Origin of the sequence: Parabacteroides caecihominis, from assembly GCF_023656785.1 — a bacterium.
Taxonomy (GTDB): domain Bacteria; phylum Bacteroidota; class Bacteroidia; order Bacteroidales; family Tannerellaceae; genus Parabacteroides; species Parabacteroides segnis.
Map to the genome: position 1 here is coordinate 146,641 of NZ_JAMOKS010000009.1, position 26,544 is coordinate 173,184.

21 protein-coding genes are annotated in these 26,544 nt (G+C 45.8%); 17 read left to right on the forward strand and 4 right to left on the reverse strand.

What is annotated here, in order from left to right; all coding sequences use genetic code 11:
* Positions 1-4: 4 nt before the first annotated feature.
* From NBH14_RS09630 to NBH14_RS09660, 7 genes are all read left to right on the forward strand, one after another.
* Positions 5-949, forward strand: coding sequence for a hypothetical protein (locus NBH14_RS09630; protein WP_186959329.1), 945 nt, complete (start codon positions 5-7; stop codon positions 947-949).
* A gap of 11 nt (positions 950-960) precedes the next feature.
* Positions 961-3,189, forward strand: a complete 2,229-nt coding sequence (locus tag NBH14_RS09635; protein ID WP_186959328.1) for a Kelch repeat-containing protein — start codon at positions 961-963, stop codon at positions 3,187-3,189.
* Between the two features lie 7 nt (positions 3,190-3,196).
* Positions 3,197-4,084 (forward strand): serine O-acetyltransferase, encoded by an 888-nt coding sequence (locus tag NBH14_RS09640; protein WP_010803101.1) that lies wholly within the window; start codon positions 3,197-3,199, stop codon positions 4,082-4,084.
* Positions 4,085-4,185: 101 nt separating this feature from the next.
* A complete protein-coding gene (locus NBH14_RS09645) occupies positions 4,186-4,584 on the forward strand; it encodes a (2Fe-2S) ferredoxin domain-containing protein (protein WP_007656771.1) in 399 nt (132 codons plus the stop codon).
* Positions 4,585-4,608: 24 nt separating this feature from the next.
* Positions 4,609-6,402, forward strand: a complete 1,794-nt coding sequence (locus NBH14_RS09650; RefSeq protein ID WP_186959327.1) for an NADH-ubiquinone oxidoreductase-F iron-sulfur binding region domain-containing protein — start codon at positions 4,609-4,611, stop codon at positions 6,400-6,402.
* Positions 6,403-6,441: 39 nt separating this feature from the next.
* Positions 6,442-8,232, forward strand: coding sequence for an NADH-dependent [FeFe] hydrogenase, group A6 (locus NBH14_RS09655; RefSeq protein WP_186959326.1), 1,791 nt, complete (start codon positions 6,442-6,444; stop codon positions 8,230-8,232).
* 3 nt (positions 8,233-8,235) lie between these two features.
* On the forward strand, positions 8,236-8,724 hold the full coding sequence (locus NBH14_RS09660; protein WP_007656762.1) for an NADH-quinone oxidoreductase subunit NuoE family protein: 489 nt from the start codon (positions 8,236-8,238) through the stop codon (positions 8,722-8,724).
* A gap of 496 nt (positions 8,725-9,220) precedes the next feature.
* On the opposite strand, the gene NBH14_RS09665 is transcribed toward NBH14_RS09660, so the two are convergent.
* Together NBH14_RS09665 and NBH14_RS09670 are read right to left on the reverse strand one after the other, a co-directional pair.
* Complete coding sequence (locus NBH14_RS09665; RefSeq protein ID WP_186959325.1) at positions 9,221-10,216, reverse strand: TPM domain-containing protein; 996 nt, start codon at positions 10,214-10,216, stop codon at positions 9,221-9,223.
* A gap of 21 nt (positions 10,217-10,237) precedes the next feature.
* Positions 10,238-10,837 (reverse strand): LemA family protein, encoded by a 600-nt coding sequence (locus NBH14_RS09670; RefSeq protein WP_007656758.1) that lies wholly within the window; start codon positions 10,835-10,837, stop codon positions 10,238-10,240.
* 251 nt (positions 10,838-11,088) lie between these two features.
* Between NBH14_RS09670 and NBH14_RS09675 the strand changes: the two genes are divergently transcribed.
* The 8 genes from NBH14_RS09675 (at position 11,089) to NBH14_RS09710 (ending at position 20,755) form a co-directional block, all read left to right on the forward strand.
* Positions 11,089-12,462, forward strand: coding sequence for a cytochrome c peroxidase (locus NBH14_RS09675; RefSeq protein ID WP_186959324.1), 1,374 nt, complete (start codon positions 11,089-11,091; stop codon positions 12,460-12,462).
* 23 nt (positions 12,463-12,485) lie between these two features.
* Positions 12,486-12,950 carry a septal ring lytic transglycosylase RlpA family protein gene (locus NBH14_RS09680; RefSeq protein ID WP_186959382.1) on the forward strand — a complete coding sequence of 155 codons (465 nt, stop codon included), beginning with the start codon at positions 12,486-12,488 and terminating at the stop codon, positions 12,948-12,950.
* Positions 12,951-13,055: 105 nt separating this feature from the next.
* Positions 13,056-14,324: a TolC family protein gene (locus tag NBH14_RS09685; RefSeq protein ID WP_186959323.1), complete on the forward strand. Its 1,269-nt coding sequence runs from the start codon at positions 13,056-13,058 to the stop codon at positions 14,322-14,324.
* 39 nt (positions 14,325-14,363) lie between these two features.
* Positions 14,364-15,449 (forward strand): efflux RND transporter periplasmic adaptor subunit, encoded by a 1,086-nt coding sequence (locus NBH14_RS09690; RefSeq protein WP_250817372.1) that lies wholly within the window; start codon positions 14,364-14,366, stop codon positions 15,447-15,449.
* Positions 15,450-15,459: 10 nt separating this feature from the next.
* Positions 15,460-18,585 carry an efflux RND transporter permease subunit gene (locus NBH14_RS09695; protein WP_186959321.1) on the forward strand — a complete coding sequence of 1,042 codons (3,126 nt, stop codon included), beginning with the start codon at positions 15,460-15,462 and terminating at the stop codon, positions 18,583-18,585.
* A gap of 41 nt (positions 18,586-18,626) precedes the next feature.
* The gene (locus NBH14_RS09700; RefSeq protein WP_186959320.1) at positions 18,627-19,304 is read left to right on the forward strand and encodes a response regulator transcription factor; all 678 of its coding nucleotides are present in this window, start codon (positions 18,627-18,629) and stop codon (positions 19,302-19,304) included.
* Entirely contained in the window at positions 19,301-20,479 is a 1,179-nt protein-coding gene (locus NBH14_RS09705; RefSeq protein WP_186959319.1) for a sensor histidine kinase, read from the forward strand. The genes NBH14_RS09700 and NBH14_RS09705 overlap by 4 nt, the downstream gene beginning before the upstream one ends.
* 81 nt (positions 20,480-20,560) lie before the next feature.
* A complete protein-coding gene (locus NBH14_RS09710) occupies positions 20,561-20,755 on the forward strand; it encodes a DUF6722 family protein (protein WP_186959318.1) in 195 nt (64 codons plus the stop codon).
* Positions 20,756-20,881: 126 nt separating this feature from the next.
* Here the strand turns inward: NBH14_RS09710 and NBH14_RS09715 are convergent, their stop codons facing one another.
* The gene (locus NBH14_RS09715) at positions 20,882-22,804 is read right to left on the reverse strand and encodes a transglycosylase domain-containing protein (RefSeq protein WP_186959317.1); all 1,923 of its coding nucleotides are present in this window, start codon (positions 22,802-22,804) and stop codon (positions 20,882-20,884) included.
* Between the two features lie 87 nt (positions 22,805-22,891).
* Between NBH14_RS09715 and NBH14_RS09720 the strand changes: the two genes are divergently transcribed.
* On the forward strand, positions 22,892-23,890 hold the full coding sequence (locus NBH14_RS09720) for a 2-hydroxyacid dehydrogenase (RefSeq protein WP_186959316.1): 999 nt from the start codon (positions 22,892-22,894) through the stop codon (positions 23,888-23,890).
* Between the two features lie 88 nt (positions 23,891-23,978).
* Entirely contained in the window at positions 23,979-24,833 is an 855-nt protein-coding gene (locus NBH14_RS09725; protein ID WP_186959315.1) for a patatin-like phospholipase family protein, read from the forward strand.
* A gap of 5 nt (positions 24,834-24,838) precedes the next feature.
* Here NBH14_RS09725 and thiC read toward each other — a convergent pair whose 3' ends face one another.
* Positions 24,839-26,542, reverse strand: a complete 1,704-nt coding sequence (gene thiC / locus NBH14_RS09730) for a phosphomethylpyrimidine synthase ThiC (RefSeq protein ID WP_186959314.1) — start codon at positions 26,540-26,542, stop codon at positions 24,839-24,841.
* Between the last annotated feature and the right edge of the window lie 2 nt (positions 26,543-26,544).

The following is a 26,544-nucleotide window of genomic DNA, read 5'->3' on the forward strand; positions in this document are numbered from 1 at the left end:
ATTTATGAAAAGACTTTGGATATTTATCTTATTTGTTGCAGTGCTGCCGGGATATATGATGGCACAGCAACAAACTGAATATAACAGAAAAGGCGACGAGGCAATGAAGCGTCAGGATTACAGGATGGCGACAATGTGGTATGAAGAGGGTGTCATACAATGTGATTCGTATAGCATTGATCAATTGACAACTATATGGAAAAACAATAAGAAAATGCGTCCTTCCATGCGTAGCCTGATGAGTCGATGTTTTGATTGCCTGAGAGACAAAGCGACAATAGAGAGCGATACTACAGCTATATCGCAATTGATCCATTATTATACGGAAGGCATCGGGACGCAGGCTAATGAGGAGCGTGCCAGAAGTTGGAGTAATCGTCTGGAAGAACTTCGCCGGCCGATGGAGCTGATCTCTTATATACCCCAAAAAGAAAAAAAGCCGAGAGAACCCATGAAGTTCTTTGTCGGTTATGCTTTTTCAATAGAGGCTCCTTATGGGTTAACCGTTGGAGGTGTCGGGGAAAGGTTCGGTTGGTACGCTCGTTTTAAAACCAATATGTCATTTGATAACTATACCTATGAATGCCGGGGAACGGGTGAATTTGTAAATTATCCGGACAACACATCTTTGAGATTTACAAACGAAAAGAAAGTGAACAGTTTAGCTGCCTCTGCCGGCCTTGTCGTTAAATGTACTCCCTGGCTATATACTTCTGTCGGTTTGGGATATGGCAAGCGGGAATTGTTATGTGAATATCAAACGACCAGTTGGGATGATGTTAGTATACAGAAAAACGACTGGGCTAAAAATACAGATTACTCTCATGAAGGAGTTGTTGTAGACTTAGACTTTATGGTAAAATTCGGTTCTGTGTTTGTTAGTGCCGGATGTAATACTTTGAACTTTAAATATGTAGATTTGAATGCAGGTGTTGGTGTATTCTTTTAATTGATAGGCTTATGAAACAATTATACTTTTTAATAACTATATTATCTTTACTATTATTTGGTTGTTTGGAAGATCCGGAGATGAATACCGGATTGCAAAATGCATTGAAACCAGAGTTTGAAAAGTTTAGTGGAGATGACATTACAAAGACGGCGACAACGATTCTTGCTAAAGCTACCATAAAGAAGGAAAACGGCTCTCCGGTTACTGAACGCGGATTTCAGTATTGGGAAGAAAAAAGTTCCAGCACCCGAAAAGTTACTGATGAAGAAAAAGAGGGTAAAGGAACATATAGCTTAACGATAAGTCAACTGACGGATGGTGAAACTTACATGATATGTCCTTATGCGATTAATGGAGTTGGCATCAGCTATGGAGATACGATTAAAGTCAATACAAATCCCGGTACCGGTAGGGTCAAGACATCGGTTATTGATGATGAAGCTGTTGATGCTACTTCGGTAGATGTAAAAGGTATCATAGCGGAGAAAGGGGAAGGTGATTATGAAGACTATGGTTTCCGTTTATTTAATGCGGAAAAAGATACGACATTCAATAGAGAGAGAGGTGTAGAACTTTGGGATGACAGTGTTTTAGTATATACTATTAAAGGATTGGAACCCAATACGGAGTATTTTGTAGAAGCCTATGTGAAGAATAAATTTGGAACATTCAGTTCTGATGGTAAAGTAAAATTTACAACAAAAGACGGTCTCCCTAAATTAGGCAGTATCAGTATCAAGGGAGAAGCTGCATATGATTATGTAGATTTAAGAGCAGAACTGATTAGTGAAGGAGATTCTGCTGTTAAAGAGTTCGGTTTCTGCTGGGGGACAGATATTAAAACGCCAGGAAGACCGAATATTGAGGAAGACAGTACAGTTCAAGCCCTTTCCTTAGGGAATGATAATTTCTTTGAAGCTCGGATAGAGAACTTGAAAGCGGCAACAAATTACTATGTTATTGCTTATGCAACAAATGCTTTCGGAACACGATACAGTAATGATACGATCAGAGTTGTAACGAAGAGAGATCTCCCGACTATATTTCTCAATGATCCTTCAACTTATGTCATGGATGCAGGAGTTGTTACTATTGGTGGAGAATTACAAAGTGAAGGGAAAACTCCTGTGACTAAATTAGCTATTTATTATTCTTCTACCTCTGCCCCTGGTCCGAAAAATTATGAAGGGAAAAAAGAGTTTACCACTGCTGATCTTGATGAAGATAAGAAATTTAATATTTCTATTGAGGGAATGAAGGGAGGTAAGACTTATTCTGTCAGGGCTTATGCAACCAATGAATCAGGTGATACTCCAAGTAATGAGGTCAAGTCTTTTACGACTCCTTCAATATTCGGAAATGACCTGGCTACTTTCCCTGGAACCGGACGTGTTGAGTTTGCTACATTCTGTGCGAATAATCAGATATATGTTTTGGGAGGATCTTCTGGTACCGGGTATGTTAAAGATCTTTACGGTTATAGTCCGAGTGAAAATAAATGGGCCGCTTTAGCTTCTTATAAAGAGAATGCGTATGGTATTTCCGTCTGTACACAGGATGATAATGTTTACTCTGTTGCCGGAATTACAAGTGCTAGATGGTATACTGAATTGTATACTTATAGTAGTAATACTTGGACTCAGTTTGCTTCATTGGAAACTGATAAGAAGATGGAATGTATCTTTCCGACAAGTTTTGTTTATAAAGATTCAATCATCTTAATCGGAGGAGAAAGTCTTGGTGAAGGCAATCTGGCTGTGCGGGATACCATATATCGGTATGATATGGTCAATCAGGAATGGACCGGTTGTGGAAATTTTCCGGTTCCTATAAAGGCTGGCGTTTCTATTACTTCTGGTGATAGTGTATTTGTCGGACTGGGCAATAAACCGGAAGATGGTCCGGATGAACGGGGATTGTGGATTAATACTTCGGGCGATTGGAGTGATTGGGGATCGGAGCCGTTAGCTGTTGTTCCGCCTGAGATGAAAAATGTTTGTTCGGGTGTTTTGTTCAAAGATTGCTTATACTATATAGACAATGGTGGTGTTATTTGGCGTTTTAATTTGACAACGAAAGACTGGTCCAAAATGTCCAGTTTCCCTAAAAAGTTGACTAATACGCCTGTCGATTATAGGATATTCTTGTTGAATGATACCATATACATTTTCTTGATCAATTATTATTCTTCTTATTTGAAGACGTACGATCCTTTATGGGATGTGCCGCAAAAATAGAATCGATATGAACAGGACTGATATCTTAAACCAGATACAAAAAAACGTAGAACGTTTGTCGGCTTCCGATCTGCCGGAGTATAAATATATTCCGCTGCATCAGAAGCCATCGCCTTCTGTTCTTTCGCTTCGGGAAGTTATGTTGTTGCTTCGGAAAGTTATCTTTCCGGGGTTCTTCGGTTCCGAGCAGGAGGCACAGGTTGATTCTATTCAATATTATACAGGGGTATATCTGGAACAAATCTATGATTTGCTCCACGAACAGATATATAATGGTTTGTGCTTTGAAGTAGACCGTTGCTGCGATTCAAAGGACCGGGCATCCCGGATTGCGATAGACTTTATAAATAAGATACCTCATATTAAATATCTGCTTTCAACAGATGTCAAAGCTATTCTGGATGGTGACCCGGCAGCAAAGAGCCTTAGCGAAATAATCTTCTGTTACCCGGCTGTACATGCTATTCTTCATCAACGGGTTGCCCATGAATTATTAAAGCTGGGTGTCCCTGTGTTACCCCGTATTATCACGGAGATGGCCCATTCCGAGACTGGTATCGATATTCATCCGGGGGCGCAGATTGGAGAATATTTCAGTATAGACCACGGTACCGGTATCGTGGTGGGACAAACAGCCATTATCGGTAATCATGTCCGTTTGTACCAGGGAGTTACTTTGGGAGCCAAAAATTTTACGCTGGATGAAGAAGGATTGCCTATCGACGTTCCCCGCCATCCGATCATTGAAGATTATGTAACTATTTACTCCAATGCATCTATCCTGGGACGTATTACGATTGGAAAAGGTTCAGTGATAGGCGGTAACATTTGGCTAACTCACAGTGTGCCGCCAAACTCCAAAGTCCTTCAAACCCGAGCGGTGGAAGACAAGTAAATCTTTTTTATTTTTAGGATAAAACACAGCCGTAATTTAAACAGAAATACGTATGTTTGCGTCATACCCATGTGGTAATAATGCCTTAAATGTGTACGATGATGAACAAAGTAAAAACGTTAGATGACCTTCGGAAGATGCGCGAATCTTTACGCGCTTCCCTCGACTTACGCGAGAAAAGTAACAATCCCGAGCAAATGGTTCAGATAAAAGTTGCCATGGCAACCTGCGGCATTGCAGCCGGAGCCAAAGAAGTTATGAGTTATTTTATTGAAGCTCTTGACCGGGAACGTGTAGATGCCCTGGTCACTCAAACCGGATGTATGGGCTATTGCTATGCAGAACCGACAGTAGAGATTACTGTTCCCGGCAAAGAACCGATCGTATTTGGTCGTGTCAACAAAGCCAAAGTTGACGAGATTATAACCTGTTACATCAAACAGGGAATTTTGCTGGATGACATCATACCGGTCAACTACAACGCGGTCGGACCTGAATAACAAACCAATACAAATACTTACATAATGGCACAATATAGCAACTATATTCTGGTGTGCGGCGGTACAGGCTGCCGTGCATCACAAAGCGAACTCATACTTCAAAATCTGAAAGAGGCTGTCAGGGAGAACGGATTACAGGAGAGTGTGCAGGTAATCCGTACCGGTTGTTTCGGCTTTTGCGAGAAAGGTCCGGTAGTGAAACTGATTCCGGATAATACATTTTATGTGGAGGTTACTCCCGAAGATGCGAACGATATTGTAAACGAACATTTGATAAAAGGACGTAAAGTAGAGCGGCTGCTTTATGTAAACCCTGAAACGAACGAACAGATACTCGACTCCAAACACATCAACTTTTATAAAAAACAATTGCGTATAGCCTTGCGTAACTGTGGTTTTATCAATCCCGAAAACATTGACGAATATATTGCCCGCGACGGTTATATAGCTTTAGGAAAAGCCCTGACCGAGATGACGCCCGATGAAGTGATTAAAGAGATTCTGGATAGCGGATTGCGGGGCCGAGGTGGCGGTGGTTTCCCTACCGGACTCAAATGGCAGATTACCCGCAAGGTGCAGGCTCTGCAGAAATATGTAGTCTGCAATGCCGATGAAGGCGATCCGGGAGCGTTCATGGACCGTTCTATCCTGGAAGGCGACCCGCATTCCATTGTGGAAGCGATGGCTATCAACGGATACTGTACCGGTGCCAGTAAAGGACTTGTCTATATCCGGGCCGAATATCCGCTGGCCGTAGAACGTTTAAAGATAGCGATACAACAAGCAAAGGAATATGGCTTTTTAGGAGAAAAGATATTTGGTACAGACTTCTCTTTCGATATTCAGATACGTTATGGTGCCGGTGCTTTTGTTTGCGGAGAGGAAACAGCCCTGATACATAGTATGGAAGGGTTACGCGGTGAAGCCACAGTTAAACCGCCATTCCCCAGTGAACATGGATATAAAGGTTGTCCGACCAATGTAAATAATGTGGAGACCTACGCCAATATCCCCGTTATCCTGCTGAAAGGAGCCGGATGGTTCAGCAGTATAGGAACGGAGAAGAGCAAAGGAACCAAGGTCTTTGCCCTGGCTGGAAAAGTAAACAATGTCGGTCTGATTGAAGTCCCGATGGGAACGACGCTTCGTGAGGTGATATTCGGTATCGGCGGGGGAATAAAAGACGGAAAGAAATTTAAAGCCGTACAGACCGGAGGCCCTTCCGGCGGATGTCTTACAGAAAAGCATCTGGACTTGCCGATCGACTACGATAACCTGATAGCGGCCGGTTCCATGATGGGGTCGGGTGGTATGATTGTGATGGATGAAGACGATTGTATGGTAGCGATGGCTAAGTTCTATCTGGATTTCACCGTGGAAGAATCCTGTGGCAAATGCGCCCCTTGCCGAATTGGAAATAAACGGCTGCATGAGATACTGCAAAAGATTACATCGGGCAGAGGAACTCTCGAAGACCTCGATAAACTGCGTAACCTGGCCATGGTTATAAAGGATACCGCTCTCTGCGGACTGGGACAGACCTCTCCGAACCCTGTCCTTTCCACCATGGATAACTTCTATGACGAATACCTGGCACATGTCGATGAACAACGTTGTCCTTCCCACCAGTGCCGCGAACTTACCCAGTATTTTATCAATCCGGAGAAATGCAAAGGCTGTACGATGTGTGCCCGAATCTGTCCGGTACATGCCATTACCGGCAGCCGGAAGGTTCCCCATACTATCGACTCGGATGTTTGTATCCGTTGCGGGTCATGTATAGAGAAATGTAAGTTCGACGCTATTTACGTACATTAAATGGTTGACAGTGAATAATTGACAGTTGACAGAAAAGATATGGAAAACATAAAACTAACAATAGATAACAGAGAAGTGGAAGTCCCGAAAGGTACTACCATCCTCGACGCAGCAAAGAGCATGGGAATCCGTATCCCGACACTTTGCCACATGAAACTCGAAGATTTGCATTACGAGAACAATCCCGGCGCCTGCCGTATCTGTGTAGTGGAAATTGAAGGCCGCCGTAACCTGGCCCCGTCTTGTAAGATGGAATGTACGGAAGGAATGGTTGTAAGGACCCATACTCCCCGGGTAATGAATGCCCGGAAGACAGTGATGGAACTGATTCTGTCCAACCATCCGGCCGGTTGCCTTACCTGTAGCAGCAACGGATATTGCGAACTGCAAACAATAGCCCACGACCTGGGTATCCGTGAAATACGGTATCAAGGAGAACAATCCACCTTTGAGATAGACCGTTCTCCTTCCATCGTCCGTAACATGAATAAATGTATCATGTGCCGCCGTTGCGAAACGATGTGTAACAATATTCAGACAGTAGGAGCATTGACGGCCGTCAACCGCGGTTTCAACGCAGCCGTCTCTACAGCCTTTGAGCGTGATATCGCCGGAAGTACCTGTTCTTATTGCGGACAATGTGTTTCCGTCTGCCCGGTAAATGCCTTGAGCGGCCGCAATACCCAGCAGCCCGTATTGGATGCATTGGCTAATCCGGCTAAGATTGTGATAGCCCAGACTGCTCCGGCTGTACGCACCGCCCTCGGACGTGACTTCGGCTGTGAGCCGGGCACATTGGTTACCGGAAAGATGGTATCGGCTCTTCGCCAGTTAGGTTTTGACTATGTCTTTGATACTGATTTTGCGGCCGACTTGACCATTATGGAAGAGGGAACGGAGCTTCTTCAGCGTCTCAGCAAATATCTTTCAGGGGATGAAGATGTGAAAATACCGATGATGACCAGTTGCTGTCCCGGTTGGGTCAGCTTTGTCGAGCAGCACTTCCCGGAGTTGCGTGATAATCTGTCTACAGCCAAAAGCCCGCAACAGATGTTCGGATCCATAGCCAAAAGTTATTTTGCAGAAAAGCTGGGAGTAGACCGTAAAGATATAGTTGTTGTCTCCATCATGCCTTGCCTGGCAAAGAAATATGAAGCCAGCCGTCCGGAGTTTGCCGTAGAAGGAAATCCGGATGTAGATATTTCCATCTATACCCGTGAACTGGCCCGTCTGATTCGTTATGCCAATATAAACTTCAACGAACTTCCCGACAGCGACTTCGACCATCCTCTCGGTGAATCGACCGGTGCCGGAGTTATCTTCGGAACTACCGGGGGAGTTATAGAAGCTGCCTGCCGTACAGCCTATGAACTATATACGAAGAAGCCGCTCGAACGAATCGAGTTTAAGGAATTGCGCGGACTGGAAGGTATCCGTAGCGGAACGATTAACTTTGACGGCGTTCCTGTGAAGATAGGTATCGCCCACGGTCTCGGTAATGCCCGTAAACTGGTTGAAGAAGTAAAAAGCGGAAAGTCTCCTTATCATGTTATCGAGGTAATGGCCTGCCCCGGTGGCTGCATCGGAGGTGGCGGGCAACCCTTCCATCAGGGAAGGATGGATGTTTTGCGTAAACGTGCCGCCGCCCTTTACAGCGAAGACGAAAGCAAACCGCTCCGCAAAAGCCATGAGAATCCGTATATTCAGCAGTTATATAAAGAATACCTGGGCGAACCCTGCGGACCAAAGGCGCATGAATTACTGCATACTCATTACTTCGACCGCAAAGAAGTAGTCAATATGTTTTTGGAAACCGATAAAGACGAATAAACCATGGAAAAGATACATTTGCCCCAACCGAAAGTAAACGAACTGCATGCCATTTGCAAAGAGCATGACAACGACCCCGGCGAGCTAATCAATATCCTGCACGCAGCACAGGAAATCTTCGGTTACCTTCCCCGCGAAGTGCAGGAAATGGTAGCAGCCGAACTGCATATTCCCGTATCCCGTGTGTATGGTGTAGTCACCTTTTATTCGTTCTTTACCATGACTCCGAAAGGGAAATACCCTATTTCCGTCTGTCTGGGAACCGCCTGTTATGTGCGGGGAGCCGAGAAAGTACTGGACGAATTTCAGCGTCAACTGGAAATCAAGATAGGAGAGACCACCCCCGACGGTTTGTTTTCTCTGGACTGCCTGCGTTGTGTCGGGGCTTGCGGACTGGCTCCCGTAGTGACGATAGGAGGTAAAGTCTACGGAAGAATTACACCGGAAAAGGTACGGGATATCCTGTCGGAATACTATATCCGTGAAGAATAAGAGTTTTTTCGTTCAAAAGCCTTTGCGGGTTCACTTGTATGCATGAGCGCTTTATTATCAACAGATGGCAAGGCAGAAGTAGTTGTAGGAATAAGCCTTCACCGGATGACAGATGACAGACGATATTGCAAATAGAACTTTTATTTGCAATGCTGTAAGTAATTTGTAGACAGTTATATACGAGTGAATATGACAGATGGCAGATAAAATCCGGAAACTTTTGTGTAGAGAGAAATATTTACTTATATAAAAGGGAAATGAATAGTTAACAACTAGCTCGTTTCCCTTTATCTTTTATCTCAAAGAAGCATAGAAACTAATTCAAGAGTAGTAATAACGTAAAACTACCCTGTACACCTTACTCCGGTAGGCTGTACAGGGTAGTTAGCCAAGGTGTACACCATAATCGATTATCCTGTACACCCTGGTATTAGTGAGTCCTGACCTTTGTGTTAGTTTGTCTGGACCTGTACTTTAGAAGTCAGGGACCTGGCGTTTAGAAACGGCTGATGGAACCGCCACCTCCCGAGCGTCCTCCGCCCCAGGAACCGCCACCACCACCGCCAAAGCCACCGAAACCACCTCCGAAGCCTCCGCCTCGTCTGCCACCACCAATGATGATAGGGCCTGTGCTACGTCTTAGCCGGCTGATGTTCCGGTTTTTCTTTTCGGTATAACCGCAATTCTTGCAACGGTACGTATCTTCTGCCAGTCCTTCCGACTGGTAAGTAGCCCTCTGTATAACTTGCTGGCCGACATATACCAGCGTCTTCTGTCCGCAACGGGGACAGATACGGGGACGATATTTGAGGAAGGATACAAGAATAAAGATTCCGGCAGGAAATACAATCATCATAATCATGAATAACCACAGGAAAAGATTATCGCCTTCCGACTGCCTGTTTGTGTTTCCTCCCGTCATGGCGGCACGCTCATAATCGCTTGCCATCAGGTATTGCTTTACGGCGGCTACGCCTTTCAGCATACCGGCACTATAATCACCCGCTTTCAGGTCCGGAATCATATATCTCTGTTGCAGACGATAGCAGATTGCATCCGGGAGGACTCCTTCTATGCCGTAACCCGTCTCGAAAACGACGGAGCGTTGCGCAGGTTCGGTAACAAGCTGTATCAGGAGTCCGTTGTCTTTGTCCTTTTTCCCCAAACCCCAGTGCTGGAACAGGTCGGTGGCAAACATGCGGGCATCGTTATCGCCGATACTTTCAACGGCAACGACGGCAACTTCTATTCCCAGGCTGTCTTCTACAATCTGCAACAGGCGGTTGATGCGGTCGACATCCTGAGGCTGTATGATTCCGTCGGGGTTGCTCACGTGATTATTCCGGTCGGAAAGGCGTACGTTAGGTATCGTTTCGACTGTGTAATCCTTTGCCGCAGAGAGATGTAACGGGAAAAGGGATACGAGCAGCAAGACTGCCAACCATAGAGCCGGCAGACGTTTACCCGTTAGTATTCTATTCAGATTTCTCATCCTTTACCTGAACTTATCGGATTAGAATTCAACTTTCGGAGCTTTCTCCGCACCGCTCTCCGCACTGAAATAGGCTTTCGGCTGGAAACCGAACATACCGGCCAGGATATTGGTTGGGAAACTGCGGATATAGGTATTATAAGACTGCGCCGTTTCGTTGAAACGCTTGCGTTCTACCGAGATACGGTTTTCTGTGCCTTCCAGCTGTGCCTGCAATTCGGAGAAGTTCTGATTGGCTTTCAGGTCCGGATAACGTTCCAGTACGACCATCAGGCGGGAGAGGGCACTGCTCAGTTCCCCTTGCGCAGCCTGGAATTTCTTCATCGACTCTTCGTTCAGGTTGGATGGGTCGATGGTTGTTTTGGTCGCCTCGGCGCGGGCGCTTACCACACCTTCCAGAGTCTCCTTTTCATGCGTTGCATATCCCTTGACTGTATTTACCAGGTTAGGAATAAGATCCATACGGCGCTGGTATTGGTTCTCCACCTGGCTCCAGGCAGTTTTTACTCCTTCATCTTGTGTAACCATTGTGTTGTAAGTGCCTTTTACCCAAGAGTAACCGGCAAATAAAAGGACCACGATAATGGCAATTGTAATCCACAAAGCTTTGTTCTTAAACATTTTCTTTTTGCTTTAATTGTTATACATAGTGTTGCAAAGCTATATAAAAAACAGGACAGGAGAAGAAACTGTTTTGCACAATTATCGTTTGGGACGAAATTTATCAGTATTGTACCAATGGGAGAATCATTGCGGACGAAGTAATATAGACACAGCCTATCTTGCCATAAATAAAACTTATCAATCTTGTGAAGATATCTTAATAAATATATCTACTTTTGCAGGAAACAAATCTCAAACAACCAATAATTATGCGTAACACTAGTTTTAGTAAGATGGCGGTACTTCCTGCCGGACTGCTTACGTTGGCTTTGACAATGCCTTCGTGCTCATCCAATGAGTACAAGAAACATGAGGGCGACAAGGCAAAACAGGTAGCTTCGATTATCCGCAACAACGGATGTATGGAATGTCACTCGGCTACCGCAAATGTTCCTTTTTATGGAAAGTTGCCGGTTATCGGTCCGGTTGTACAGGCTGATATGAAAGAAGGTACACATTATCTGGACCTTACAGCGATGTTAACAGCACTGGATAACGGACAGCCTGTGTCGGAAGTCGATTTGGCGAAAGTGGAGAACACTGCCCTGAGCGGTTCGATGCCCCCAGCCAAATATTACACAGTGCACTGGGGAACCAGCCTGAATGACGACGAAAAAGCGGTCATTATCGCCTGGGCGAAAGATGTCCGTAAGAACAATTATGTATCGCCTACCGTAGCAGAAGAGTTTGCCAACGAACCGGTTCAACCGTTGATGGCTGCTATCCCGACCGATTCGGCTAAGGTTGCTTTAGGATTTGATTTGTATCACGACACACGCCTGTCGGGTGATAACACGGTTTCGTGTGCCACCTGTCACGGATTGAATACGGCCGGAGTAGACCGCAAGCAGTTCTCGGAAGGTATCCACGGTCAGTTCGGCGGAGTGAATGCACCGACTGTTTATAATGCGGCACTCAACTTCGTGCAGTTCTGGGACGGACGCGCTGCCGACCTGAAAGAGCAGGCTGCCGGACCTCCTTTGAACCCGGTGGAAATGGGTAGCGCTTCATTCGACGAAATCTGTGCCAAGTTGGCTGAAGACAAGGAGTTGAGCAAACGCTTCCTTGAAGTATTCCCCGAAGGATTTACGCAGTCGACGGTAACGGAGGCTATCGCTGAGTTTGAAAAGACGTTGCTTACACCGAGCCGTTTCGACAAATACCTGCAAGGAGACAAGAATGCCCTTACAGCCGAGGAACTGGAAGGTTACCAGTTGTTTAAAGACAATAAGTGCGCGACTTGCCACGTCGGTATGAACCTGGGCGGACAGTCGTATGAATATATGGGTATCAAGGATAATTATTTCGATTACCGCGGCACTGGCTTGACGGATGGTGACAACGGACGCTGGGCAGTGACCAAGAACGAGGCTGACCGCCATAAATTCAAGACACCTACACTGCGTAATGTAATGCTAACAACGCCTTATATGCACGACGGTTCGATAACCACAATAGAGGATGCTATCCAGGTGATGCATGAGTTCCAGATTGGAAAACGTATCTCGGATGCCGAAACGGCGAAGATTGTGGCGTTCCTCGGTGCGTTGACCGGAGAGTATAACGGAGAGTTGCTTCAATAATACAAATTAGTTATATAATGCACATGCCCTTCCGCTTGTTCCATATCATCCTGTTGCTGATTGCTTTGCAAAGCACAGGAGGCGTATGGGGACAGGAGGAGGGGTTTGCTTCTTATTACCATGAACGTTTTCACGGTCGGAAATCATCGAGCGGCCGTATCCATGATAAGGACGAGATGGTTGCCGCCCACCGCACTTATCCTTTCGGTACTTATCTGCGTGTCACCAACCTTGAGAATATGAAAAGCGTGATAGTCTGCGTCACCGACCGCGGTCCACACCGCAAGGGACGGATTATTGACGTATCCTCCGGCGCTGCGAAGCTGCTCGGGTTCAAGAAGAAGGGGATTGCCCGTGTACGGGTGGAAGAGGTCCCTGGCCCTATAGATTTGCGCTGGCTGGAACTTATCTATCCTAAATTTCCTCCGACACTTACCACGGAAGATATGATGCCTAAACCTCCGTACCGCATGATAATGAATGATTGAAGCGGTTCTAATCAAATTCTAATTTCAACTAAGAGGATTCTAATCGGATACGTAGGGACGTAAAACGCTCCGCCTTATACCTTTGCGCTCAAAAAAGAGATGCACATGGGTAAACGATTCATTCTTTTATTACTTGTCTTACCGGCATTCTGCAACATTACCAAGGCAGAGGGCCAATCCGTCAAACTTACTTTACAGGAAGCCGGGCAGCGTTTCGCTGCCTGCAATCTCGAACTGATTGCGGAGCGTTATAATATCGACATAGCTGAGGCTGGAGTTATCCAAGCCAGACTGTTTGAAAACCCGGTCATTTCGCTGGAACAGAATGTCTACAACCGTCTGAACGGGAAGTATTTTGACGTCGGGAAGGAAGGCGAAGCCGTGGTAGAGATTGAACAGCTAATCTATATTGCAGGACAACGCAACAAGCGGGTGCGGGTGGAGAAGCTAAACAAGGAGATGGCGGTCTACCAGTTTGAAGAGGTGTTGCGCACGTTGCGCAGCGAGTTGAACAGCAAATTCATTGAGATTTATTATACCCGAAAATCACTCTCGGTCTATGACAAGGAGATAGATTACCTGGAACGACTCCTGGAAGTGATGAAGGAGCAGAATGAGAAAGGAAATATCTCCCTACTTGAAAAGTCGAGGATACAGGCACTTTTGCTTTCTCTGCAACAGGAGAGGAATGAGGCTTTGAACCGGCTTATCGCCTTGCAAGGGGATATGCGATTGCTGCTGGGGTTGGAGACAGACAAGGCGTTTGAGCCGGTCTTCGATGCGTCGGTACTGAAACAGATGGATACCGGGGCAGTTTCTTTTGCGGAACTGGCGGAACGGCTTGCCGGACGACCGGATATGAAGATGGCGCGAACGAATATACAGGTGTCACGTGCCAATGTAAGCTTGCAAAAGTCGCTGGCCTTTCCCGAAGTAAGCCTGAAAGGGTCTTACGACAGGGCAGGTAACTTCTGTGATAATTACTTTGCCGTAGGACTGAGCATCTCGGTTCCTGTCTTCAACCGCAATCAGGGGAATATCAAATCTGCCCGCCTTACTGTACTGCAAAACACGAATCGGGAAGAACTTGCCCGCCGGCAGGCGGAAACGGAACTTTTTACCAGCTATGCACGACTGGAGAAGGCGGTCAAACTGTATCGTTCTTCCAACTTTGAACTGGAACGCGACTTCGGGACTATCATCGAGGGGGTAAACAGCAACTACCAAAAACGTAATATCAGCCTGCTGGAGTTTATCGACTATTACCAGGCGTATAAAGAAACCTGCCTGCAACTTTACCAGACGGAGAAAGATGTGTTCCTCGCCATGGAGGAAGTCAATACCGTGACGGGCAGCGACGTGTTCAGCTATTAATGACTAATGAATATTGAATATAAGGATATGAGAAATAGAATGAAAAAGAATTGTATTGTATGGACGCTGTTGCTGCCGTTACTGGTAGGGTGCGGCAGCAAAACAGGCGGGCAGGAGGAAGCACCGGCACCTTTGATGTTGACCGACAGTTTGCAGAAAGTGGTTTCGGTCGAGACCGTGCACGAGATGCCCTTGAGTAATGAGTTGCTGTTGAATGGGCGTGTCGGTTTCAATCCGGAACAACTGGCACGTGTCTATCCCATCTTCGGAGGAAATATCACAGAGGTGAATGTCGAGATGGGCGACTATGTAAAGAAAGGAGATATACTTGCCATTATCCATAGCAGCGAAGTGGCTGATTACGAGAAGCAGCGTAAGGAGGCGAGGCAGCAGATTATACTTGCCGACCGCAATCTGGAAGCTACACGGGATATGTTCAACAGCGGAATGGCTTCCGAACGTGATGTCCTTCAGGCAGAGCAGGAAGCGGTAAATGTCCGGGCCGAACAGAAGCGGATTGACGAAGTGTATGCCATCTACCATATTACGGGTAATTCTACTTACGAGATACAATCGCCTGTCTCCGGTTTCGTTATCGGAAAGAATGTAAGCCGCAATATGCAGATACGTTCAGACCAGACGGAGGAGTTGTTCACGATTTCGGGATTGGATAACGTCTGGGTAATGGCCGATGTTTACGAGAGCGATATCAGCAGGGTTGGCGAAGGGGCGGCAGTCCGCATAACAACACTGGCTTACCGGGACAGGGAGTTTACCGGAACGGTTGACAAGGTCTATAATATGCTCGATAGCGAGAGCAAGACAATGAGCATACGGGTCAAGTTGAAGAATGAAGATTATCTGCTGAAACCGGGCATGTTCACCAATGTCTATGTGCAGACTGATGCAGATGGGAAGGTGATGCCCCGTGTGGAGGCCCGTGCCGTCATATTCGAGAACGGTCGTCATTTTGTTGTGGGGATAGGCAGCGACAATGTGTTGCAGCCCCGTGAAGTGACGGTATTCAAACAGACCGATAAGTACTGTTTCCTGGAAACCGGGCTGAAAGAGGGCGACCGGATTATCGACCGGAATGCTCTTTTGGTTTATAACGCTTTAAAGTAAACGAGGAACGATGCATACATTTATAGATAACATAATAGCTTTCTCGCTGAAGAATAAGTTCTTTATCTTCTTCTGTACCGCCATAGCCGTGATAGCGGGAGCGGTGAGCTTTATCCATACGCCTGTCGACGCCTTTCCTGATGTGACAAACACGAAGGTGACAATCATTACCCAATGGCCGGGACGCAGTGCGGAAGAGATAGAGAAGTTTATCACTATTCCCATCGAAATAGCGATGAATCCGGTGCAGAAGAAGACAGATATCCGCAGCACGACGCTGTTCGGCCTTTCGGTCATCAATGTGATGTTCGACGATGACGTGGATGACTTCTATGCCCGCCAGCAAGTATATAACCTGTTGAATGATGCCGACCTGCCGGAGGGTGTCACGCCGGAGGTACAGCCTCAGTACGGACCGACAGGGGAGATTTTCCGTTATACGCTGCGGAGTGATAAACGGACAGTGCGCGAACTGAAGACGTTTCAGGACTGGGTAATCGAGCGTAAGCTGCGGGCGGTACCGGGAGTGGCGGATATCGTCAGCTTCGGTGGCGAGGTGAAAACGTTTGAAGTGAGTGTTAACCCGAACCAGCTAATCAACTATAACGTGACGTCTCTGGAACTGTTCGACGCGATTGCAAAGAGTAATATTAATGTAGGGGGCGACGTGATTACCAAAAGTTCGCAGGCTTATGTGGTACGCGGCATCGGACTGATTAACGATACGAAGGAGATTGAGAATATCGTAGTCAAGAACATTAACGGCACACCTATCCTGGTGAAACATCTGGCAAACGTTCACGAATCGAGCCTGCCCCGGTTGGGACAGGTGGGACGCATGGAAGAAGACGATGTCGTGCAGGGGATTGTCGTCATGCGGAAAGGAGAGAATCCGGGCGAAGTGATTGCCGCCCTGAAAGAAAAGATAGCGGACATACAGGAAAATGCGTTGCCGGAAGATGTGCGGATTGTGTCATTCTACGATCGCGAGGACCTGGTGGACCTGGCGGTGCGGACGGTGACACATAACCTGGCCGAAGGTATTTTACTGGTAACTTTCATTGTGTTGATTTTTATGGCAGACTGGCGTACAACGGTGATTGTATCCATTATTATCCCGTTGGCGCTGCTCTTCGCTTTTATCTGTCTCCGGGCGATGGGAATGAGTGCAAACCTGCTTTCGATGGGAGCAATCGACTTCGGTATCATTATCGACGGGGCGGTCGTAATGGTGGAAGGGTTGTTTGTGGCTCTCGACCGGAAAGCGCGTGAGGTGGGAATGCCTGCCTTCAATGTGATGAGTAAGATGGGACTGATTCGCCAAACAGCCAAAGACAGGGCGAAGGCGGTGTTCTTCTCCAAGCTAATCATTATTACGGCACTGGTTCCGATATTCGCTTTTCAGAAGGTGGAAGGGAAGATGTTCAGTCCGCTGGCATATACGCTCGGTTTTGCCTTGCTGGGGGCTTTGATATTTACGTTGACATTAGTCCCGGTGCTTTCTTCGATGCTGTTGAAAAGGAACGTGCGTGAAAGGCATAATCCGTTTCTGGTGTGGATAAACCGGGTATCCGTTTCTATATTTGACCGTTGCCATGCACATAAGAAGACAACTATCGGTATCGCTTCGCTGGTGGCTGCCGTTGGTTTGTGGTGTTTTACTTTGCTGGGGACTGAGTTTCTTCCGCAGCTGAACGAAGGTTCTATTTATATCCGTGCCACGTTGCCGCAGAGTATTTCCCTGGATGAGTCCGTTAAGCTGGCAAACCGGATGCGTCGCGAACTGGCGTCGTATCCGGAAGTGCGGCAGGTGCTTTCACAAACGGGCCGTCCCAACGACGGAACGGATGCGACAGGCTTCTACAATATCGAGTTTCATGTAGACATTTATCCTGAAAAGGAGTGGACCAGCAAATTGACTAAGGCGGGATTGATTGAGAAGATGGAAGACGACCTCGCTATCTATCCGGGCGTAGACTTCAACTTCTCCCAACCTATCACCGATAATGTGGAAGAAGCTGCCAGTGGCGTGAAAGGTTCGATTGCTGTAAAAGTGTTCGGTAAAGACTTGTACGAGTCGGAAAAGAAAGCCGTCGAAGTCTTTAAAGTCCTGGAAACCGTCGAAGGCATCGAAGACCTGGGAGTCATACGTAATATCGGACAACCGGAACTGCGTATCGAACTCGACGAATCGCGCCTGGCCCGTTACGGAGTGGCAAAAGAAGATGTGCAGTCCATTATCGAGATGGCGATAGGGGGTAAGAGCGCCTCGTTGCTTTACGAAGACGAACGGAAGTTCAATATCATGGTGCGCTACGAATCAGCCTTCCGCCGCAGTGAGGACGAGATAGGAAAGATATTGGTTCCGGCCCGCGACGGGACGATGGTGCCTATTAAGGAGTTGGCTGATATCCATACGATAACCGGCCCGCTGATTATCTATCGCGATAACCATACCCGTTTCTGTGCCGTTAAATTCTCCGTCCGTGGCCGCGATATGGGTACGGCAGTAGCCGAAGCGCAGCAAAAAGTCGACCGGCAGGTGAAGCTACCGGAAGGCTATACCCTGAAATGGACGGGGGATTTTGAGAACCAGCAGCGTGCTACGAAACGACTGGCACAGGTGGTTCCGGTGAGTATTGCCATCATCTTCGTCATCCTGTTCGTGCTGTTCGGCAATGCCCGCGATGCCGGATTAGTGCTGTTGAATGTACCTTATGCGGCGGTGGGAGGGATTGTCGCCCTTCTGCTTACCCGTTTCAACTTTTCGATTTCGGCAGGTATCGGTTTTATCGCGCTATTTGGTATCTGTATCCAGAACGGGGTTATCATGATTTCCGATATAAAAGGTAATTTGAAAAACCGTACACCTTTGCCGCTGGCTGTAAAACAAAGTGTGAAAGACCGTGTCCGCTCCGTGCTCATGACGGCCTCGATGGCAGCTATCGGACTGATGCCTGCCGCCCTCAGCCACGGTATCGGCTCGGAAAGCCAACGTCCGTTAGCCATCGTCATCATCGGCGGACTGATAGGGGCTACTTTCTTCACGCTCTTTGTCTTCCCGCTTATGGTGGAAGCCTTTTACAGCCAGATGCTGTATGATAAAGATGGAAAGCTATTACAGCGTAGATTGTAAATCGTATATTTGTAATCTGAACGATATAAATGGCAAATCAGATGGCTAAGATATTATTGGTAGAAGATGAAGTGAATATCGCCTCTTTCATAGAGAGGGGGTTGCAGGAGTTTGGTCATGAAGTAAGCGTGGCTTATGACGGTATGGCGGGTTGGGAGTTGTTGCAGAAAGAGAACTTCCAGCTTTTGATACTGGATATAATTATGCCCCGAATGAACGGGTTGCAATTGTGCCGTCAATACCGCCAGTTGTACGGATACCAGTCGCCTGTGGTTATGTTGACGGCGTTGGGTACGACAGACGATATCGTTAACGGCCTCGATGCCGGTGCAGACGATTACCTGGTCAAACCTTTTAGTTTTCAGGAACTGGAAGCACGTATCAAAGCTCTTTTGCGGCGGATTGGAGCGGAGATTGCCACGGCTTCCTTGCGCTGTGGCGACCTGAGTCTCGACCCGACCAGCCACCGGGCGTTTCGTAATGGTACGCCGATAGACCTTACGGTCAAAGAATACCGCTTGCTGGAATATTTCATACTGAACCAGGGTACGGCCTTGAATCGCCTCACCCTTTTGAAGCATGTATGGGATAAGGATTTCGATACTAATACAAATGTAGTCGATGTCTATGTGAATTACCTTCGCAGTAAGATAGACAAGGACTTCGACCATAAACTGATTCGTACCGTTGTCGGTATCGGTTATATGATGGAAGCATGAAAACAGGGAATAAGATAGCCTTCTTCTATACGGCGATGACGGTGGGTATCATTACCCTTGTCACGATTGCCTTTTACTTTATTGCGACAAACTATATCAGCCGCCTCTATTATTCTTATTTGACGGAAAAGGCCTATGCAACAGCCGAAAAGCATTGGGAGAAGGATGAAGTGGACGAAGAAAGTTATGCCCGGATACAAAAACGGTATGAAGAGACTTTGCCCGTAGCCACCGAGATATTACTGAATGCGGACAGTGTGGCGGAGACGCATGTAACGTTGGTCCGTTATATGACGGAAAAAGAGATTGAACGGTTATATAGGGGCGAGGTAATCACTTTCCATGAAAAGGAAAAGGTCGGAGCAGCACTTTATTATCCGGATAACGAGGGTAATTTTATTGTCCTTGTTATCTCCAACAACCAGTATGGCGGGGATATCCAGCAGCGTATCGGTTGGTTGCTGCTGGCTTTGATTGTTATAAGTGCGGTACTGATTTATTTTGTCGGAAAGCTCTATGCAATCCGTATGGTCGACCGTATTGACGCTGCTTATCAAAGTGAGAAGGCGTTTATCAGTAATGCCTCACATGAACTGAACAATCCGCTTACAGCCATACAGGGAGAGTGTGAGATTAGTTTGCTGAAAGAACGTACTCCGGCAGAATACCAGTCCGCATTAAAACGCATTGCTTCGGAAAACAAGCGCATCATACAGCTGATGAAGCATTTACTTTTCCTGTCGCACGGGGATAAAGAGATACTTAAAAATGCGACCGAGACTATTATGCTGGCCGATTTCCTGATGCAGTTTGTCGGTAACCGTATCAAGTTCACGACAGATACTTTTGCCTTCTGCCTGACGGCAAACCCTCATTTATTAAAGATAGCCATCAGCAATATACTGAATAATGCCTGTAAATATTCAGGGGAAGAACCGGTCGAGATGCGTTTGATGGGGTCGGTCCTCGAAATAAAAGATACAGGAATTGGCATTCCGATGGAAGAATTGGAGCGTGTCTACCAGCCTTTCTACCGTGCCTCCAATACCCGAGAGTTTTCCGGACATGGTATCGGACTTAGTTTGTCATTGCGCATACTGACGACCTATGGGGCTAAAGTTACGATTGATTCGGAACTAAATAAAGGGACAAATGTTGTCATAGACTTTGGATAATAATAGTTCTCCTCTCATTTGTTTATTGGAAAAGAATCTTTATCTTTGACGCAATGTTTAACAACTAAAAACTTTGTAACTATGAATGTAAAAGAAAAAGCAGGAGAGTTTCTCCTTGATATGGCTAAATTGATTTTTGGAGGAATTATTCTCAGTGGTATCGTGAATGAACCCATTAATAGATGGGTTATTTATAGTTTGGGAGTATTTTTCTCATTCTTTTTAATAATGATGGGATTTGTATTGATTGATAATTCAAAAAAGAAGGAGGTCTAGTTATGAATATCTATGTATATATGATCGCTTTAGTTATGGTTATAACTGTGCTATCTTTTGTCAAGTGGGTAGATATAAGAGATCGCAAGCAGGAAGAAAAGAAACGGGAAAAAGAAAAACAAAGTTCTAACGAATAATATCATCCGGGCCGGCTAAGTAATATTTAGCCGGCCCGGTTATTTTCAGGTCTTCGGGACGTACTCCTTCCGCTTCTTCGGGAGTTATTAGCCCGCGGTCGATGAGACGATTTATAATTACGTTATAAAATTCAGTATAATATGGTTTTAACTGTAATCCGTCAAAGCAATACCGGACATGTTTCGGTTTGGGGATTATGCTGGCAAGGAAGATACATTCTCCCAAAGTCAAAGCCGAAGGTTCTTTGGCAAAGTAGAAATGCGAGGCTTCGGCGGCACCATAGATAAGCGGTCCCCATTCAACGATATTCAAATAGACTTCAAACATACGTTCTTTTGTGGTAAGACGGTTACTTTCTATCAACCAGACAATCAGCATCTCTTCCAGCTTACGGGCAATCGTCTTATTGCGGCTCAGAAAAACGTTTTTCACCAGTTGCATACTTAGCGTACTTCCGCCACGGGCAAAACGCCGTTCTTTCAGGTCGAGAATCAGGGATTCACGTATCGCGCTCGGAATAAATCCGTTGTGATGAAAGAAACCGGCATCTTCGCTCTGCATAATAGCTAAAGGCAGATAACGGGATACAGCCTGGAAAGGACGGAAAGAGGGATTGCTTTCGCCAATCTCAAATGTACGGACTAGCTCTCCGTTTTCATAAGCCGTATATTCAAACGGCTCATTCATCTTCCTCAGGTCGATGTTTCCGTATTGGACAATCCGGAAGTTACGGGCAGTAAGCGATGACTCCAGTTGCAGGCTGTCCAACAGGGCTAAATCCATGTCTAATAGGAAATGATACGACAAAGTACCGTCAGCTCTCAATCCTTCCAGGTTGTAGAACAGACCTCGGGGTAAGGAAGCGAACAAATCATTGGCAGGAAAATCCTGTTTATTTACGGAAGCTATAATATGCCAGTCATGATTTTTCTCAGTCTTCAGATAGGGATGGAAATCCAGCCGGTTGAAGTTGATTAGAGAAGCGCTGTCCAGCTCCAGATAATTCTTTCCGATATTCACCAGGCAGTCGAGCGTGGCCTGGTCCAGTAGAACCGTATCGGGAGAGATACGTTGTTGATGAAGTGTCAGGCCGCTGATATGTGCCTGTCCCCGGACGGTATGCAGGTCACTCTTTTTCTGTATCTGCTCCAGTTTGAAAGACAGCGTGTCAAACTGTATCTGTGCTCCCCAGCGGTAATTCAGGAAGGGGAGGGTAATCTTTGTATTCTCCCGGGCATGCAGCCGTGCCTCTATTTTCTTCTCTTTGTCCTGTAATGAACCTTCGCAAATCCATTCGCTTTGGATACCGTTTTCCGTACTTCGTATTCCGGTGGTGAAATTATTGTCTTTTATTATCAGGGAAGGAATCTCAATAAGAAGTTCGTCTCCTTTATTCTGATAAGAGACGCTCAGGTTTCGTAAAGTAGCGTTATCGGGAAGCAGTTTGAAGAGCAGGCCAAATATTTTGCCTGTTCTCTGTGCAAAATTCCGTTCAGCCCCGGATTGAACAGGAGCTTCCGGAGCTGTTGCTCCATGATACAGAAATTCAAAATTTGAAGTATTGTTATTCTTTATGAAAGAGACATTCAAACCCTCCGCCTCAATGCTTTTTACCGATATCTTAAAAAGGAAAAGTTCGGAAAGTTCCAGTTTAATCCGGAAAGAACGGCTTTGCAGGAAAGTATCTGCCTCCAGCGGGATTACAGATACTCCATCGATTTGTATACCGCTCAGGCCGAGCATATGTATATCGTCATAATGGATGGATAACCGGCGTGCTTCCTCTATCTTATCCAGTTTACGGTCTATATATTTCCGTACGAACAGATTCCGTGCGGAAAACAAAAGTAGTACCAGAACAGTTAAAAGAATGACACCTGTTGCAATTCTTTTCCTAACAGGTTGATGCATAATTTCTTTTCGTTTAAAACGGGGTAAAAGTAATGCTTTTTCTCAACATTCGATATGTTTAATCTGTTTTAATAAAAAACAAATAATATGTCATACAAGATTGCATTTTTTGGAGCTAAACCATACGATATAGCTTCTTTCGATAAAGTAAATGAAAAGTATAATTACGATATCAAGTATTTTAAGGGTCACCTTAATCCGAACAACGTTGTCCTGACGCAGGATGCCGATGCTGTCTGCATCTTTGTGAATGATACGGCCGATGCGGCTGTTATAGATGCGATGGCCGATAACGGGGTCAAACTGTTGGCTTTACGGTGTGCCGGTTTTAATAATGTAGACCTGGAAGCGGCTAAAGGTAAACTTCCGGTTGTCCGTGTGCCGGCTTATTCTCCTTACGCCGTAGCCGAATATTCCCTGGCTCTGATGCTTTCGTTAAACAGGAAAATCCATCGTGCTTATTGGCGGACACGTGACGGCAATTTCTCGCTGAATGGCTTGATGGGATTCGACATGCACGGAAAGACCGTCGGTATTATCGGTACCGGAAAGATTGCCAAGATATTGATACGGATATTAAAGGGACTGGGTATGCATATTCTTGCTTACGATGTTTATCCGGATTATAAATTCGCGGAAGAGGAAGGAATTACTTATACGACGCTGGATGAATTATACAAAAATTCAAACATTATCTCGCTTCACTGCCCGCTGACGGAGCAGACCCGTTATATCATTAACGATGATTCAATCGCTAAAATGAAAGACGGCGTAATGATTATCAATACCGGCCGTGGGCAGTTGATTCATACGAATGCCCTGATTGAAGGACTGAAAGAAAAGAAGATTTCGGCAGCCGGATTGGATGTGTACGAAGAGGAAGGGGGTTACTTCTATGAGGATAAATCTGACAAAATTATTGACGACGATGTGCTGGCGCGTCTATTGTCTTTCAATAATGTAATTGTCACCTCTCATCAGGCCTTCTTTACCAAGGAGGCAATGCATAATATTGCGGAAACGACCTTGCAGAACATCGAAGATTTCCGTCAAAACCGTCCTCTAGTGAACGAAGTTATTCTGTAAACAGACTATTTTTTTATCGCTGATTTATTATATTTTTGTGGCCATTGTCCGGTGTGAGCCAGGCAATGGCTTTTTAAATTTAATAATTATGATAATAGATAATCAGACAGGACTTGTATTGGAAGGCGGAGGGATGCGTGCCACTTTTACGGTCGGAGTATTGGACTGTTTTATGGACCACAATCTCTGGTTCCCTTATACGATAGGGGTATCGGCAGGAGCCAGTAACGGCATATCCTATGCGTCCCGGCAGAGAGGACGTTCGCGTTTCGGCAATATAGATTTATTGAAAAAGTATAATTATATCGGTCTCCGCCATTTTCTGCGCGGCAAGGGATATATCGATATGGAATATTTATTCTATGTCTATCCTGATAAATACTATCCGTTGGATTACGATACTTATTTTAAATCGAAAGAACGTTTCGTGATGGTTACCAGCAACTGCCTGACCGGGAAGGCGGAATATTTCGAAGAGAAGAAAGATAAAAACAGGCTGGTAGACATTTGTTGTGCCTCTTGCACATTGCCGGTTCTTTGTCCGGTTGCCTATGTGGACGGCGTCCCGATGGTCGATGGCGGAGTTTGTGATGCTATTCCTATCCGAAGAGCTATTGATGACGGTTTCCGGAAAAATGTGATAATCCTCACAAGAAATAAAGGATACCGTAAAAAGGATAAGAACTTTTATCTGCCGGGATTCATTTATAAAAAATATCCGGCCATACGGGAACAGCTCAAACTGAGGTATAAACGTTATAATGAAGTACTCGATTATATCGACCAACTGGAAGCCGAAGGTAAAGCATTCGTGATTCGTCCTGAAAACAAAATAGAGGTGACGCGGACAGAAAATAATCTGGAAAAGCTGGAAGCGTTATATAATGAAGGATATGCTTTGGCTGAAAGGTTAATAGGGACGGCCCTGACAGCCGCCCTATAACAGTTTTATTCTTTACATTCTTTATGCAGGTCTTTGCTTAAACGCATGGCGCAGAAGTTCGGACCGCACATCGTACAATATTCCCCGTCGGTAACAGCGCTTTCCTTATAATATTGCAAAGCCCGTTCCGGGTCGAGTGACAGGTTGAACTGGTCTTTCCAACGGAAATCAAAACGAGCCTTACTTAATGCGTTGTCACGGACCTGTGCTCCGGGATGGCCTTTTGCCAGGTCGGCGGCATGGGCAGCTATCTTATAAGCAACCACTCCGTTGCGTACATCTTCTTTGTTTGGCAATCCCAGGTGTTCTTTCGGTGTTACATAGCAAATCATAGCTGTGCCATACCAGGCAATTTGCGCGGCACCGATAGCCGATGTGATATGGTCGTATCCCGGGGCGATATCCGTTGTCAACGGGCCTAATGTATAAAACGGAGCACCGTGGCAGGCATATTGCTGTTCTTTCATATTCTCATGAATCTTGTTCATCGGGACATGGCCCGGACCTTCGATAATAACCTGAACGAATTTCTCCCAGGCAATCTTTGTCAATACGCCCATCGCATGCAATTCGGCAAACTGCGCTGCATCGTTGGCATCATAGATGGAACCGGGACGAAGACCGTCGCCGATAGACACAGCAACGTCATATCTGCTCAGGATATCGCATATTTCTGCAAAATGGGTATACAGGAAGTTCTCTTCATTATGCAGCTGCATCCATTTAGCCATAATGGAACCACCACGCGAAACAATACCTGATAAGCGGGTCGCTGTCAAATCGATATGTTTTTTCAATAGTCCGGCATGAATGGTGAAATAGTCCACACCCTGTTCAGCCTGTTCAATCAATGTATCGCGATATACTTCCCAGTTCAGATCTTCTACATTTCCGTTCACTTTCTCCAAAGCCTGGTAAATAGGAACTGTTCCCATCGGAACCGGACAGTTGCGGATAATCCATTCACGTGTCTCGTGAATATTGTCACCCGTCGAAAGGTCCATCAGGGTATCGCCACCCCATTTACAACTCCACACCGCTTTTTCAATCTCTTCACTGATACCGGAAGACAATGCCGAATTACCGATATTGGTATTTATTTTCACCAAAAACTTCTTACCGATAATCATCGGTTCCGCTTCCGGATGGTTGATGTTGGACGGTATGATGGCACGTCCGGCAGCAATTTCTTTACGGACAAAGTCGGGAGTGATATAAGATTTCAGTCCCAATGCTTCGATTTGCTGGTTTTCACGTATGGCCACATATTCCATTTCCGGAGTGATGATACGCCGTTTGGCATAATACATCTGGGTGATATTCTTACCTTCTTTGGCCCGGTAGGGAAGGTGACGTTTCGGAAAACGTATCTCATCCAGACTTTTATCTTCCAGACGGGCACGGCCATACTCGGAAGACAACTCGCTCAGTTGTTCGATATCCTTACGTTTCGAACACCATTCTTCGCGGATACGGGGAATACCGGCATTTATATCTATATTTATTTTAGGGTCTGAAAAAGGACCGCTTGTGTCATAAACAATCACCGGATTGTTTTTCTTAAAAACTTGCTCTCCGTTTTCGTCGATAGTGACGGTATCCAGAAGTTTGATTTTACGCATACCCACTTTTATCTTGTTGATTTCGCCCGGGATATATATCTTTTCCGATGCGGGATAGGTAATACGCATGTTTTTCTTGCTTGCCATTA